The 15,945-nt window shown below is 37.1% G+C and carries 13 protein-coding genes and 2 riboswitches; of the genes, 7 read left to right on the forward strand and 6 right to left on the reverse strand.

What is annotated here, in order from left to right; all coding sequences use genetic code 11:
* Positions 1–772: 772 nt before the first annotated feature.
* From guaA to xpt, 4 genes are read right to left on the reverse strand one after another with little or no spacing between them, the layout of a single operon-like run.
* Positions 773–2,314 (reverse strand): glutamine-hydrolyzing GMP synthase, encoded by a 1,542-nt coding sequence (gene guaA, locus MUA40_RS11755; protein ID WP_016425672.1) that lies wholly within the window; start codon positions 2,312–2,314, stop codon positions 773–775.
* A 22-nt stretch (positions 2,315–2,336) separates the two neighbouring features.
* Complete coding sequence (guaB, locus tag MUA40_RS11760) at positions 2,337–3,803, reverse strand: IMP dehydrogenase (RefSeq protein WP_016425673.1); 1,467 nt, start codon at positions 3,801–3,803, stop codon at positions 2,337–2,339.
* A gap of 35 nt (positions 3,804–3,838) precedes the next feature.
* Positions 3,839–5,107, reverse strand: a complete 1,269-nt coding sequence (gene pbuX / locus MUA40_RS11765; RefSeq protein ID WP_037559511.1) for a xanthine permease PbuX — start codon at positions 5,105–5,107, stop codon at positions 3,839–3,841.
* Positions 5,107–5,688, reverse strand: a complete 582-nt coding sequence (gene xpt / locus MUA40_RS11770) for a xanthine phosphoribosyltransferase (protein ID WP_016425675.1) — start codon at positions 5,686–5,688, stop codon at positions 5,107–5,109. Before xpt ends, pbuX begins: the two co-directional genes overlap by 1 nt.
* A 183-nt stretch (positions 5,689–5,871) precedes the next feature.
* A riboswitch (purine riboswitch) is annotated at positions 5,872–5,974 on the reverse strand.
* Between the two features lie 180 nt (positions 5,975–6,154).
* On the opposite strand from xpt, the gene MUA40_RS11775 reads away from it, so the two are divergent.
* The 5 genes from MUA40_RS11775 to MUA40_RS11795 all read left to right on the forward strand — a co-directional run bounded on the left by MUA40_RS11775 (position 6,155) and on the right by MUA40_RS11795 (position 11,117).
* Positions 6,155–6,580, forward strand: a complete 426-nt coding sequence (locus MUA40_RS11775; protein WP_016425676.1) for a general stress protein — start codon at positions 6,155–6,157, stop codon at positions 6,578–6,580.
* A gap of 307 nt (positions 6,581–6,887) precedes the next feature.
* Positions 6,888–7,562 (forward strand): hypothetical protein, encoded by a 675-nt coding sequence (locus MUA40_RS11780; protein ID WP_016425677.1) that lies wholly within the window; start codon positions 6,888–6,890, stop codon positions 7,560–7,562.
* Positions 7,563–7,673: 111 nt separating this feature from the next.
* A complete protein-coding gene (locus MUA40_RS11785; protein ID WP_262569621.1) occupies positions 7,674–8,273 on the forward strand; it encodes a DNA-binding protein in 600 nt (199 codons plus the stop codon).
* A 73-nt stretch (positions 8,274–8,346) separates the two neighbouring features.
* Positions 8,347–8,449: riboswitch (TPP riboswitch) on the forward strand.
* Between the two features lie 93 nt (positions 8,450–8,542).
* Positions 8,543–9,661: a glycine oxidase ThiO gene (thiO, locus tag MUA40_RS11790; RefSeq protein WP_194513378.1), complete on the forward strand. Its 1,119-nt coding sequence runs from the start codon at positions 8,543–8,545 to the stop codon at positions 9,659–9,661.
* A 64-nt stretch (positions 9,662–9,725) separates the two neighbouring features.
* Entirely contained in the window at positions 9,726–11,117 is a 1,392-nt protein-coding gene (locus MUA40_RS11795; RefSeq protein WP_194368741.1) for an L-cystine transporter, read from the forward strand.
* A 108-nt stretch (positions 11,118–11,225) separates the two neighbouring features.
* Here the strand turns inward: MUA40_RS11795 and nfsA are convergent, their stop codons facing one another.
* Positions 11,226–11,981: an oxygen-insensitive NADPH nitroreductase gene (gene nfsA, locus MUA40_RS11800; RefSeq protein WP_016425681.1), complete on the reverse strand. Its 756-nt coding sequence runs from the start codon at positions 11,979–11,981 to the stop codon at positions 11,226–11,228.
* Between the two features lie 563 nt (positions 11,982–12,544).
* Here nfsA and ahpC point away from each other — a divergent pair.
* Together ahpC and ahpF are read left to right on the forward strand one after the other, a co-directional pair.
* Positions 12,545–13,114, forward strand: coding sequence for an alkyl hydroperoxide reductase subunit C (ahpC, locus tag MUA40_RS11805; protein WP_016425682.1), 570 nt, complete (start codon positions 12,545–12,547; stop codon positions 13,112–13,114).
* A gap of 14 nt (positions 13,115–13,128) precedes the next feature.
* Positions 13,129–14,652, forward strand: a complete 1,524-nt coding sequence (gene ahpF, locus MUA40_RS11810) for an alkyl hydroperoxide reductase subunit F (RefSeq protein WP_016425683.1) — start codon at positions 13,129–13,131, stop codon at positions 14,650–14,652.
* 86 nt (positions 14,653–14,738) lie between these two features.
* Here ahpF and bioB read toward each other — a convergent pair whose 3' ends face one another.
* Positions 14,739–15,728: a biotin synthase BioB gene (bioB, locus tag MUA40_RS11815; protein ID WP_016425684.1), complete on the reverse strand. Its 990-nt coding sequence runs from the start codon at positions 15,726–15,728 to the stop codon at positions 14,739–14,741.
* Positions 15,729–15,945: the final 217 nt, after the last annotated feature.

Below are 15,945 nucleotides of genomic sequence, written 5' to 3' on the forward strand. Positions count from 1 at the left end.
TAGAAAAACATACTAAGATTAGCTATGTTGCTATGTCAAAGGGAATAGCTGGTGATAAAGAATTACTTTGGAGGACAAAAAGAGGAATTAATGTTTTAAAAGAGAAGTTTGGCTTAAATGTGAAAATAATGCCAAACGCTTTATTAGGAAGTGAATTTATGTATCATCATCCAGAAAAGTGAGCGACTGATCTGCATGAAGCTTTACTTGATGAAGAAATAAAAGGGATTATGAATTGGTAAATGACATACCAGCATATAGAAATTTACCAAAATAATAAATGGGAAGATTACATTGAATATCGGCAAAGATATGGATTTATGTCAAGAATATTAAATTGTATTAATTGAATAAATTTCATAAAGGCTAAATATAATTTATAAGCCTCAGCATAGTGTATTAAATTTATATAATTATGAATAAAACAATATATAGACTCATTAATAAGCTAAGTTGTTAAACATCTATACCAAAAATGTATAATAAAAACTAAAAAAGAAGGAAGCTTAATTTTAGAAGAGATAAAATTCTTATATTCATTCCGCTAAACACATTGGAGAAGAATATTAATTCATTAGTCTATATATTGGGTCACGGGTACATTAAACCACTATGGTTATTTATGCTCATATTACTGAAAAACAACGCGACCAAGTAGCTGTAAAGTTCCCAAATTATACCAATTTTCAAGCCTAACACATTAAAAGTACAAACAAAAAGGCTAGAAACCGTGTAACAACGGTGATTCTAGCCTTTCATTCACACTATTTAATTATTCCCACTCAATCGTACTTGGTGGTTTTGATGTGATGTCGTAAACAACGCGGTTAACGTGATCGACTTCATTTACGATACGTGTTGAGATTTTTTGTAAGACTTCCCAATCGATGCGTGCAAAGTCACTTGTCATCCCATCAATAGATGTGACTGCGCGGATACCGACTGTATAATCATACGTGCGGTAGTCTCCCATGACACCGACCGAGCGAATATCTGGTAATACTGTAAAGTATTGCCAGATTTCACGTTCTAGACCTTCTTGGCGAATCACTTCACGTAAAATCGCGTCTGATTCACGCACGATTTCTAATTTGTCTTCAGTAATTTCACCAAGTACACGGATACCTAATCCTGGGCCTGGGAATGGTTGTCTCCATACTAAATGTTCTGGAATACCTAACTCAATTCCTAGAGCACGCACTTCATCTTTAAATAATGTATTAATCGGTTCAATTAATTCGAATTCCATGTCTTCTGGTAAACCACCTACATTGTGGTGAGATTTAATTGTTTGTGCTGTTTTTGTACCAGACTCAATAACATCCGTATAAAGTGTCCCTTGTGCTAAGAAATCGACACCTTCTAATTTTGACGCCTCATCATCAAAAACATAAACAAATTCATTACCAATGATTTTACGTTTTTTCTCTGGATCAGAAACACCCGCGAGTTTCGACATGAATCGGTCTTTAGCATTCACACGAATGATGTTCATGTTAAAGCCTTCACCGAATTGTTCCATTACCATGTCTCCTTCACCTTTACGTAAAAGTCCATGGTCAACAAAGATACATGTTAGTTGATCACCAATCGCTTTGTGTAATAATACCGCAACAACAGATGAATCAACACCGCCACTCATCGCACATAAAACTTTGCGATCTCCTACTTTGTCACGGATTTTTTGGACTTCAATATCAATGAAGTTTTCCATTGTCCACTCACCTGTACATCCACATACACGGCGAATAAAGTTGCGTAGTAAGTCATTACCAAATTCTGTATGACGTACTTCTGGATGGAATTGTACACCATAAATACGACGTTTTTTATCTTCAATCGCTGCATATTGTGTACTTGGACTGTCCGCAATCACTTCAAAACCTTCTGGGATTTCAATCACTTTATCAGAGTGACTCATCCAAACAGTTTGCTCCTCAGGTAAGCCAAAGAACAACTCGTCAGATTTTGCATTGATAATTGCTTTACCATATTCACGTTCATTGGCACGTTCAACTTTACCACCGAGTAATTTCGTTGTCAGTTGCATTCCATAACAAATACCCAAAACAGGTACACCTAAGTTATAGATTTCAGGATCAATCGTAAAAGCATCTTCAGCATAAACTGAGTTAGGACCCCCTGATAAAATAATACCTTTAGGGTTCATTTTTTTGATTTCTTCAATTGGCATTTCGTGATCATGTAATTCACTATAAACGCCCATTTCACGAATACGACGTGTGATTAATTGGTTGTATTGACTTCCAAAATCGAGGACAAGAATGAGCTCTTGTTCTTTTGCCATTTCCATACTATTTGTACTCCTTTACCAATTAGAATGAGTAGTTTGGTGATTCTTTTGTAATTTGAACATCGTGTGGATGACTTTCTGCTAAGCCTGCCGCACTCATTTTCGTAAATTGTGCTTCTTCACGTAATGCTTTGAGGTCACGTGAACCTGTGTAACCCATACCGCTCTTAACACCACCAATTAATTGGTAGATTGTATCTTGTAATGGCCCTTTGTAGTCAATACGTCCTTCAACACCTTCTGGTACGTATTTTTTAGGTGTTTTGTCTTCTTGGAAGTAGCGATCGTTAGAACCACTTTCCATAGCGCCTAATGAACCCATACCGCGGTAAACTTTGTATTGACGACCTTGGAAGACTTCCACCATACCTGGACTTTCTTCTGTACCTGCAAGCAAGCTACCTAACATAACAGCATGGCCACCTGCAGCTAACGCTTTAACGATATCGCCAGAGAATTTAATACCACCGTCAGCGATAATCGTTTTACCGTGCTTACGTGCTTCTGTTGCACAGTCATAAACAGCTGTAATTTGAGGAACGCCGACACCCGCTACGACACGTGTCGTACAAATTGAACCTGGTCCGATACCCACTTTCACAACATCTGCACCCGCTTCAAACAATGCTTTTGTTGCTGCAGCAGTCGCAACGTTACCCGCAATCACTGTAATTTCTGGGTATTTTTCTTTAATCTCTTTAACTTGATTAATAACACCACGTGAATGACCGTGTGCTGTATCAATAACTAATGCATCTACACCGGCTTCAACTAATTTTTCAGCACGAATGCTTGTATCTTTTGCGATACCGATAGCAGCGGCAACAAGGAGGCGACCGTGACTATCTTTTGCTGAATAAGGATATTCATGTACTTTTTCAATATCTTTAATTGTAATTAAACCTTGTAAAACACCATCTTCAACAAGAGGAAGCTTTTCAATTTTATGGTTTTGAAGAATTTCTTCTGCTTCTTCAAGTGTTGTACCAACTGGAGCTGTAATTAAATTTTCTTGCGTCATGACATCAGAGATTTTAATTGAAAAATCTTCTATAAATCTTAAGTCACGGTTTGTTAGGATACCAACAAGTTGACGTGATTCTTTATTATCTACAATAGGAACACCAGAAATACGATATTTGCCCATTAATGCTTCCGCTTCATAGACGCTTTCTTCAGGCGTTAAGAAAAATGGATCTGTAATGACACCATTTTCTGAGCGTTTCACTTTTTGTACTTCATCTGCTTGATGCTCAATGCTCATATTTTTATGAATAACACCTAAGCCACCTTGTCTTGCCATAGCAATCGCCATTTTAGACTCTGTTACCGTATCCATACCGGCTGATACAATCGGAATATTTAACTTAATTTTTTCTGATAATTCTATACTTAAGTCTACTTCTTTTGGCAACACATTTGATTCTGCCGGAATTAAAAGTACATCATCAAAAGTGAGTGCTTCTTTTACGAACTTGTTTTCCCACATACTATTTACAGCCTCCATTCAAATTATTACTTATATTATTTCACATTTTCATCATTTTGTTGAGAGTTAATACCATTAAAAAATAAATTCAAGAGAATTGCTGATATTGTGCCTAAAACAATCCCATTTTGCGTAAACCATGCAAATTGGTCACCAAGTGCTTTAAACGCTTCAGGTACTGCTGTGATACCTGCACCTAGACCCACCGATATTGCAATAATCAACAAATTATTCTGATTTTTAAAGTCAATATCATTGAGAATACGTACACCGTATGCCATGACCATACCGAACATTGCCAACATCGCACCGCCCAGTACAGAGAGTGGAATAATATTAGCCAATGCGCCAAGTTTAGGGATACAGCCACAAATAACTAATAAAATAACCATGCCGTAAATGACATCATTTTTCTTAACACCTGAAAGAGATACAAGACCCACGTTTTGAGAATAAGCAGTGTACGGAAATGCATTGAAGATAGCGCCTAAAGTAATCGCCATACCTTCTGCCATATAACCTTTTCTAAAGTCTTTACGTTCAAGTTTCTTACCAGTAATTTTACTTAAAGCATGGTAAACACCTGTCGATTCAATCAAGCTCACTAATGCGACGATGAAAAAGACTAATGTTGCACCAAAGTCAAAAGAAAATCCTGTAAATCTGAACGGCTTAGGTAATTCAAACCAATGGGCTTGTCCTACTTGAGCTACATTAATTAATCCGAATACACTTGCCAAAATAGTACCTAAAATTAAGCCTAATAAAATGGCAATGGATTTTAAGAAACCACGCGCAAAACGTTGTAAAATCAAAATAATAATGAGCGTCGCAAAACCGAGTAAAATATGTTTTGGATCACCATAATCTTTTGCACCTTGACCCCCTGCAATATAATTCATTGCAACAGGCATCAAAGTAATCCCAATAATTGTCACAACACTTCCAGTTACAACAGGTGGAAATAGTTTTACGAGTGAAGCAAAAAAGGGTGCAATTAAAATAACTAATAAACCAGACAGAAAGAGTGACCCATATAAAACGTCAATACCTTTCGTTTGTCCGATTAAGATCATAGGTGCAACCGCAGTAAAGGTACATCCTAAAACAACAGGCAATCCGATACCGATACCTCGATAAACTTGTAAAAATGTCGCTACACCACACATAAAAATATCGACTGTGACAAGATACGCAATTTGTTCATTTGTAAAATGCAAGCTTGTCCCAACAATAATCGGAACAAGAATCGCCCCTGCATACATCGCTAATAAATGTTGTAAACTTAATAAAAATCGCTTCATCATTCTGTATCTCCTACTAGAGTTACTTTATTCCCCTTTAATGAAGCAACTTGGCATAACGATGATACAGTTAAGCCTGCCTCTTCTAATCGTGAACGTCCTTGTTGAAAACTCTTTTCTACTAGAATTCCCACACCCACTGTTGTCGCTCCTGCTTGCTCAACCAAACGATGTAAGCCTAATGCAGCTTCTCCATTGGCTAAAAAGTCATCAATAATCAATACTCTATCTTCTGGAGATAAAAACTCTTCAGAGATAATCACTGTATTCGTTTTGTTTTTAGTGAATGAATGTACATCTGTTTGATAGTACCCTGCATTTAATGTGCTTGGTTTCGCTTTTTTGGCAAACAAACAAGGAACGGTAAAACGATGCGCTGCCATAATGGCCGGTGCAATCCCTGATGCTTCAATCGTCAAAATTTTAGTCACACCTTGATCTGCGAACTGATCATGAAACGTTTGACCTATGTCATACATCAAGCCAGCATCGATTTGATGATTTAAGAATCCATCGACTTTGAGAATCTTTTCATCAATGACAACACCATCTTCAATGACCTTTTTTCTTAATGCGTCCACTCCTATTCCTCCTCGATAAAAATGATATCAAAAATACCCAAAACTAAAGAATGAGGTTTTAGGTATACGAGTAATAGTCATACAGTTGTAAAATGGCGCTATAACAGGTGTCTAACCCATGTATTGTTTGACAATTCAAAAATATGCAAATAGCAGAATTGAAAGGATACATTAAGCACGCTACATCGATGTACCATTACTCATAGTCATGTCGTTTAAGGCAACATGGTAGAAACTTCTAAAGCCGTATTCTTCAGATTATATGAGCTTGATAAATTATCTACTGATAATAGCAAATTTAACCCTCTTTCGCAATAGCATCATCTTAAATCCATTGTATTCAGAAATTTATGGAAATTCGTTGCGTAAAGTAATGTTTAGGCGCATAATAGCATTATAAAACCGTTTATAGAACGGAGTATGAGGGTAGTGTAATTACAAAACACGATCGGGAGGCGTCACACATATGGCACTATATAAAGTAGAAAAATATAAAGTTGCACGTACAGAAGATGATGCAATTCAATACGTTGATTTACTATTAAAAGAAGGTCTAAAAGAAAACGAAATTGTGGTATTAAGCAGAGAAAAATTGAAAACAGATCGATTCAATGATTCACAAATTCAACACAAATCGACTAATGGAACAGTCAGCGATAAATTTATGCGCTTTTTTATTGGTGAAGATGCGGAAGAGGCCGCTCTGTCTAAATATAATTTCTCTGAACATGAGCGAGAAGACCTTAAACAAGACATCGTAAACAATAAAATCATAGTGATTGCGCAAAGAGTTGATCACGAATGCAATGAGGTTCCAGAAAACAATGCTGCATATCAAACACCAGACGATGACAAACATGCTCCTTCTGAACATAAAGGGGACATTGAATAAATCAAACACTGCGTTCTATTAATACTGAATGACTTCATAATCATTTGATGGGGACGGGAATATGAGATAGATGTGGAAATCTATAGAAACATGAGATTTCCATACACACTCTCTCCTGTTCCCTTATTGTTTATCTTTTGTTTTGACACCACAGTCAGTCATGATGAGTCCAGCTTAGTCATCTGTTTTATCTAATGATACAGTCACAACTGACTCCCTCACCTAGCTATTGTATTGATACATCATTGCAATGACCCTATATACTTGCAAGAATAAACGAGAGTTAACTTAAAAGAGGTGACGTAACATGAACTTTGTACATATTAAATCTACGCATGATCGTTGGTATGAGCCAGCAATAGCATTCTATAAAAATAAATTAGACCATCTAGTAACAGAAGATGCGTCTGTTTTTGCGCGTTCACTCAAAACAGATAAAACCCAACACGACTTTGTATTTATTGTTGGTATTGAGGACGACGCCATTGTAAGCTTGGCGACAGCCCACTATGAAGCGACGACAAATGTCGGCTTTATTGTTTATCTTCTTGCACAACATAGTCAAGATTGTGAGGCCTGCTTGAAAACGACTTTAGAACAGATTGAGTATGAGTTGAATCGTATATCTAACCATCTTCACGGTCGAGATGTTAATTTCTTTATGTTTGAATCTACATTTGAATCTAACGATGTTGATGAAGAAACAGCAAAAAAAATTAACTTCCGTCGTCACTTTTTAGTAGATAACGGTTACGAAAAGCAAACTGAAATTACATACTTACAACCTTCATTAGATCGTAACGGTAAGCCCATCCCTTTAGATTTATATGTGAAAGGCAATATTCCTTTAACTAAGGATATTTTTGGTACAAGTGTTAAATCCTGCTACATTTTAAAATATGTTTATGCGAATCAAATACCACGAAGTATCATTTATCCATTACTTGTTAAAATGGGTTTACGCAAAGAACATCGCCCATAAGACCTTGAAATCAATGCTTAAAGCCGTTAAAATAATGAGAGAGGCAGACTGACGGGTCACTGAACGCACACTTCCGTACGTCTAAAAAGAAGAGAAAGGATCTAATGATATATGCTGACAAAAGAATTTGCCCAAAGATCAGGCTTAAGTGAAAAGCAAGTACGTAAAATCGTACAGCATCTTGAAGAACGTGGTTACCATTTAAATAAAACCGAATACCGTGGTCGAGAAGCGACTGATTTTAAAGAAGAAGATATTGAATTATTCCAAGAGATAACAGAACGTGTTGCACGTACAAATAGTTATGATCTTGCTTTTGAAGAATTAGAACAAGAAAAAGACTTTCTACAAGTTATCGTCAAAGAAGACAAACAGCACTTACCGAGCGATCAACAAGTGCCACAACTTATCAATGAATTACGCAATGAAATCAACAAAATGCGTGAAGAACGTCAAATGTTAGGTCAGATGGTCAGCCAAGTTCATCAACAACAAGAAGAATTAAAAGCGTTACATACCCAATTAAACCAACAACTTGAATCGAATAGTAAGTCTCTGGAATCACTGACAGCCGCACAAAAAGAACAAAGTGAACAATGGAGTCAAACGCAACAAAGCATCGAGACTCAAACTAAAGAGCAACAAGCACTTGTGCAATCGATTCAAAACAGTGAAAAGAAAGGCTTCTTCCAACGTTTATTCGGTGGTTAAAGCCATCCAACCTTTGCGTATCTTGCATATTTCAAATATGAAAGTTACAATAATAAATGAAATCAAATAAAAATTTATATGCTAGGGGTGCTCGAGGCGAGCTGAGAAAGAATTTATCTTAACTCTTTGAACCTGAGGTGGTTAGAACCAACGAAGGAAAGCGTATGATGACAATGAACTTAGTTCAACTCTTTTTAATGATGATTCAATCATCATTTTTCAATCATATACGTGTTCCTCCTGCATCCTTTCATGCAGGAGGCTTTTTTATGAAACAAACAATTATTATTGGTGCCGGCGTTATGGGTTTATCCATTGCAAGACAGCTGTCCTCTCAAAACCGGCATATTCGGATTATCGATCGTTATACCCCAAGAATGAATGCATCTTACGCTGCGGGAGGCATGCTTGGTGCACAGAACGAGTTTTTTGAAGCCAATCCACTGTATCACCTCGCTATGGAAAGTCGTGCAATGATGCCTGAAGTTGCAGCTGACCTCGAACAAGAGACTGGAATTAATATTGAATATCAAAAATACGGTTTAATTAAAGTGGCTTCTCAAAAACAAGATATCCAAGCAGTAGAAGCGCAATTCCAATTTTTACACAGCCAAGATCACACGATTAAACAACTCTCAAAATACGCTCTAAAACAACGTTTCCCCAAACTCGATCCTAATCAAAGTGCTGCTTTTAAAATCCAAGATGATGGTCAAATTAACGCAAACACCTATACGAAAGCATTAATTGCTTCCGTTATAAAGCGCGACTATATTGAACTCATGACACAGACCGAAGTCTTAAAAGTTGAACGTCATCACAATGGTTATACAGTCATTACCTCTAAAGGCAACTTTTCAGCAGATGAACTGATTATTGCTGCGGGCGCTTGGTCGGGGACTTTACTCCAACAACTCCATATCCAATTACCTACTCAACCAGTTAAAGGTGACGTTAAGCTGATTGCCTCTTGTTATAAAGGGTTGAAGGAAACCATTTTTAATATGAATGGTTGTTACATCGTACCCAAATTGCCTAATCGTTTCTTAATTGGTGCGACATCAGACTTCGATAGCTGGAGTATTGAAAATGATGCGAACAACTTGTCATGGTTAGATCAAGAGAGCTTGTCTATGATTCCGCAACTCAAAAATCATCATGTAATCAAAACATGGACGGGCATTCGACCTATCACACCTAACCAAGAGCCAATTATGGGAGAAGTTGAAGACCATCTTTATGTATCCACAGGGCATTATCGAAATGGTATTTTACTCTCACCTATAGCAGGTACGTTGATGGCAAAATTGATTGACGGCCATGCTAAAGCGAAAGAACAGCTCACCCCCTTTTCACCCAAAATTGCTCAGATAAAAAATAAAGCTTGATTTTATACTTTTTTCCTATTATCCTATTGTATAAGTCGGAATTAAGAAGGAAGCGTATTTTGATATGTCTGTGTTTTTAACTATTGTTAATTTAATTATTTTTATTTTCGCTCTTATTGGACTTTGGTTCATGACGAAAAAACATGTTAAATTCCCTAAACGTGTCTTTACTGCACTTGGTTTAGGGATCTTATTAGGCCTTCTACTCCACCTCATTTATGGTGTTGATAGCAAAGTCACATCAAAAACGACAGAGTGGGTTGGCTTAGTGGGTGATGGTTACATTGCCCTCTTGCAAATGATTGTTATCCCATTAATCTTTGTTTCAATTGTTGCTGCTTTTACGAAAATCGATATTGGTGAAAAGTTTGCTAAAATGGGCGGATTGATTTTTGCTTTCCTTATTGGAACAGTAGCAATCGCAGCAATTATCGGTATTATTTATGCAGTCGTCTTTAATTTAGATGCTTCTAGCATTGACCTCGGTCACGCTGAGAATGCACGTAGCTCTGAAATTGCAAGTCAGGCTAAAGAATTAACGGCAACGACATTACCTGCTCAAATTTTAGAGTTAATCCCATCTAACCCATTTTTAGACTTTACGGGGCAACGTGCGACATCTACAATTGCTGTCGTAATCTTTGCCGCTTTTGTCGGCTTTGCCTTTTTACGCGTGACACGTAAACAACCTGAAAATGGTCACACACTTAAACGCGGTATCGACGCAGTCTATTCACTTGTAATGGCTATCGTTACATTCGTCTTAAGACTTACACCGTACGGGATTCTAGCAATTATGATGAAAACCATTGCGACGAGTGACTTCGCTGCCATTTGGACGCTAGGAAAATTTGTTATCGCATCTTATGCTGCACTCATCACGATGTATATCATTCATATGATTATCCTTGCTATCATAGGCGTCAACCCAATTCAATATATGAAGAAAACAGCCGAAGTCATTTTATTCGCGTTTACTTCACGTTCAAGTGCCGGTACATTACCATTAAATGTTCAAGCACAAACGAACCGTTTAGGCGTGCCTCAAGCCATTGCAAACTTCTCTGGCTCATTTGGCCTTTCGATTGGACAAAACGGTTGTGCGGGTATCTACCCTGCCATGCTAGCCATTATGGTTGCACCTGTAGCTGGCGTAGAGGTTGATTTTAAATTCCTTGCAACTGTTGTTGTTGTCGTCGTACTCAGCTCATTTGGTGTTGCTGGTGTCGGAGGCGGTGCAACATTTGCATCTATCCTTGTACTTTCAGCGTTAAATTTACCAGTTGGACTCGCTGGTGTACTCATCTCTGTTGAACCTTTAATTGATATGGGACGTACAGCGCTAAATGTTAATGATTCAATGTTAGCAGGTACTGGAACAGCTAAATTAACAAAACAATTAAATGAAGAAACATTTAATTCAAATCACTATGATGAATTAACACCGCAACATTAATAACATCATAACAAAACCCCTTTCAATCTTACGTGTGGAAAAGATTTGAAGGGGTTTTTGCTATTACAACTTTATGATTCAGATACTTTCAATTAAAAGTTTGCTGATTTATTTCCTATTAAAACCTGCCATTTGTAACCATTCTTTCATTTCTGTACGTTGCTTACTGCTCATAAATCTCGCTACTTGTTGTGACCATGTCTCATTGCGCTCACCGTTTGTACGCTGACTATAATATTGTGATACTTCTTGATCATATGCCTCTAGCTGTTTTGATAACTGTTCATCATTTTGGGAATACGTATCAATATGAAAAACATGTTCACGTGGCAATCTTGGTTTAGGAGCACCATTTTCATCATCAGCTGGAACGCCTAATGCCATTCCAAACAATGGAAAAACATGTTCAGGTAGTTTTAATATTTCTCTCACACGTTGTACGTCATTACGTAATGAACCTAAATAAACAATGCCGTAACCCATATCCTCTGCAGTCAGTGCAATATTTTGTGCTGCCAACGCTGCATCTACTGTACCTACGAGTAATCCCTCAGAAGACTCAAAGCTATCTTCCATATCAGCTTCAAGTTTCTCACTAATTAACTGATGACGGTGATAGTCAATCACGAAAACAAGTAAATAACCATTTTCTACGACGTAAGGCTGCCCAGAAACTTCTTTTAAAGCTTCTTTCTTTTCAGCATCTTCTATACCAATAATTGATGTTGTCTGTAAATAGCTAGAAGTTGAAGCCATTTGCCCTGCTTCAATTAATTTTTCGATTGTGTCTCTACTAATTTGATTTGATTTAAACTTTCTAACTGAGTGATGTCGTTTTGCCAAATCATACACATACTCTGACATTTATAAACACTCCTTATCCTTTTTCTATATCCTATCAAAACACTCAAGAAAACGCATGTCCCTTGCATATCATGCATACCCTTAAATCGTAGAAAAATAACAACAGAAGACATGCTGTATATTAAATTGGTCGTTGTTGATTGAGAGGCTATGTATTTCTGTACTATATAGTTGTAATTGAGAATCAGCGCCCGTAAATGATATTAGTAAGCATCTTATTCATCGTTCATTTGAATTGTTTAACACTTTTTAGAATAAAATTAATAACGCCTTTATTATCCAATTTCAAGCCTTTTTCATCATTAAGGTGATACATTTATTAGAATTTAAAGCGCAATTTTTATCGTTTTAATCGCGCTAACACAGGTCGAAACGCTGATTCCACTGTCTTTCGCAGCGTATGTCCCTTTCAACAATGATATTTATTTGACGGAAAGCATGTTCCATGTCATAATAGCTATTGAGATTAGAATTATTATTAATAAGGAATTATAATTAAGACGAGATGTCTTTAAATTCTAATCTAAAATAATAATGATTCATATAATAGGAGGATTTCGATTATGTCATTAATTGGTAAACAAATCGAGGAATTTTCAGCACAAGCTTACAACGCAAAAACAGATGAATTTGTTGAAGTTTCACACGAAGACTTAAAAGGTAGCTGGAGTGTTGTTGTATTCTATCCAGCTGATTTCTCTTTCGTATGTCCAACTGAATTACAAGATGTTCAAGAGCAATATGCGAAATTACAAGAACTTGGTACAAACGTATACTCTGTTTCTACAGATACACACTTCGTACACAAAGCTTGGCATGATCACTCAGATGCAATTAGCACATTAGAATACACAATGATTGGTGACCCATCTCAACAAATCACACGTTTATTTGATGTATTAGATGAAGAAAAAGGTCTTGCACAACGTGGTACTTTCATCGTTGACCCTGACGGTGTTGTACAAGCTGCAGAAATCAATGCAGACGGTATCGGCCGTGACGCAAGCACACTTGTTCACAAAATCAAAGCTGCACAATATGTGCGTGAAAATCCAGGTGAAGTTTGCCCAGCAAAATGGGAAGAAGGCGGCGAAACTTTAACTCCAGGATTAGACTTAGTCGGTAAAATTTAAGGAGGCTATGCTGCATGTTAAATCAAGAATTGAAGCAACAATTATCGCAACTTCTTGATTTGATGGAAGGTGACGTTGTACTTAAAGCAAGTACAGGTTCTGACGAAAATTCACAAAAAGTTGAAAACCTTGTGAATGAAGTTGCAGAAATGTCATCTCGAATTACAGTAGAAAAAGCTGATTTAAAGCGTACACCTAGCTTTAGTATCAATAGACCTGGAGAGGACACTGGCATTACATTTGCTGGTGTCCCTCTTGGTCATGAATTCAACTCTTTCGTTCTTGCACTTTTACAAGTCAGTGGACGTGCTCCGAAAGAAGAACAATCTGTAATTGATCAAATCAAATCTATTGAACAACCACTTCACTTTGAAACTTATATCAGCTTAACTTGTCATAAGTGTCCAGACGTTGTTCAAGCATTAAACTTAATGAGTGTATTGAACCCTAATATTACACACACGATGATTGATGGTGCTGTATTTAAAGAAGAAGCAGAAGACATCATGGCTGTACCTGCCATCTTCTTAAATGGTGAGCAATTCGGTAATGGCCGTATGACTGTAACAGATATTTTGAGTACACTCGGTCAAGGTCCGGACGCATCTGCATTTGAAAACAAAGAAGTCTTTGATGTACTTGTTATTGGTGGCGGTCCTGCAAGTGCAAGTTCAGCAATCTATGCTGCACGTAAGGGGCTCACTACAGGTATTGTCGCTGATAGAATTGGTGGCCAAGTCAACGATACAGCAGATATCGAAAACTTAATCGGTGTTAAGAAAACAACGGGTCCATCATTATCAACTAACTTGGAAGAGCATATTAAAGATTATAATATCGATGTTATGAAAGGTGTTCGTGCAGAACAACTTGAAAAAACAGATAAAACTGTATCAGTAACACTTGATAACGGCGCTGTTCTAGAAACACGTTCATTAATTATCGGTACAGGTGCACGCTGGAGAAAAATTGGGGTACCAGGTGAAGAAAAATACACGAACAAAGGCGTCGCATACTGCCCGCACTGTGACGGCCCTCTATTTGAAGGTAAAGATGTTGCAGTTATCGGTGGCGGAAACTCTGGTATTGAAGCTGCGATTGACTTAGCAGGAATTTGTCAAAATGTCACAGTATTAGAATTCTCTGACACATTAAAAGCAGATTCCGTCTTACAAGAACGTTTGAAATCATTACCAAACACACAAGTTATTACTAATGCAGCTACAAAAGAAATTACAGGTGATGATCGTGTCAACGGTCTGACTTATACAGATATGCAATCAAAAGAAGACAAACACATCGACTTAGATGGCGTTTTCGTTCAAATCGGTTTATCTCCTAATACAGAATGGTTAGGCGATTCTGTTCAACGTAACCGTATGGGCGAAATTGAAGTTGATCGTCTTGGTAATACTAATGTACCAGGTGTCTTCGCAGCTGGAGATTGTACAGACCAACGTTACAAACAAATTATTATTTCAATGGGATCAGGCGCAACAGCTGCATTATCAGCATTTGACTATCTCATCAGAAACTAAAGTTTTAAAACATGCAAAAAGCTGATTGACGCAATGTCAATCAGCTTTTTTGATGTCATATTCTGAATGGCATCACTTAATAAACGTTATACACGTTCCATCTCACTTTGTTTAGTGCCGTAATCAATCTCATATCCCATATCGCGAATCATATCATAATCCAGTTGGTTCGGTTGACCTCCAGTAATTAAATAATCACCAACGAAGATAGAGTTCGCAACCATTAGGGCTGTTGATTGCAATGAACGAAGATTAACTTCCCTACCTCCTGCAATACGAATCTCTTTTGTTGGATTGATCAAACGGAATAACGCAAGTATTCTTAAACAACGCATTGGCGTCAATTGATCCATATCTCCAAACTTAGTCCCCTTAATTGGATGTAAAAAGTTGACCGGTATACTATCAGCATCAATATCTCTCAATGCAAAGGCCATGTCGACGATATCTTGGTTAGATTCTCCCATACCACAAATCACACCTGAGCAAGGTGAAATATGATTTTTTTTCATTATTTCAATCGTATCGACACGATCTTTATACGTGTGTGTTGTCACAACTTCATCATGATAATTTTCACTTGTATTCAAATTATGGTTATAACGATCCACGCCAGCAGCTTTTAAACGCCCCGCTTGCTCCTCATTCGTTAAACCTAAACAAGCACATATTTTTAATTGCGGATGCTCAGCCTTAATCTGTTCGACTGAGGATGTGATATGATCAATCTCTTTATCACTTGGACCTCTACCACTCATAACGATACAATAGGTGCCAATTTCATTTTCAGCCGCAACTTTCGCACCTTCTGTAATTTGATTTTCCGGAATTAATGCATAACGTTGTTTTTCCTTCATTTCACGCGATTGGCCACAATAACCACAATCTTCAGGACAAATGCCACTTTTAGCATTTAAAATCATATTTAATTTTACTTTGTGACCATAATAATGTTTACGTAATTGATAAGCTTCATGTACAAGGTCCATGGTGTCGTAGGTTGGATTCGTAAATAAGTCGAATGCTTCCTCTGGTGTTAAAGCTGAACCTTTTAATATTTGCTCTGCAATTTTCATAACCATTCCTCCTCATATAAAAGCCAGTATACCATAATTGTAAATTAATTTATATTTTAAGTTTACAATATGTCTTTCTTTTCAAAACAATGGCTTTAAATTTAGGCCGCTAGATGGTAATCAAATTTTGTCTTAATGCACAACATTTCTGTACATAAACATAAAAGTATAAATTAAGTTTCTTTTCTATACGACATGTTACAATACGAGTGTAAGT

The sequence above is a fragment of the Staphylococcus schleiferi genome (genome assembly GCF_025558325.1).
Taxonomy (GTDB): Bacteria; Bacillota; Bacilli; order Staphylococcales; family Staphylococcaceae; genus Staphylococcus; species Staphylococcus schleiferi.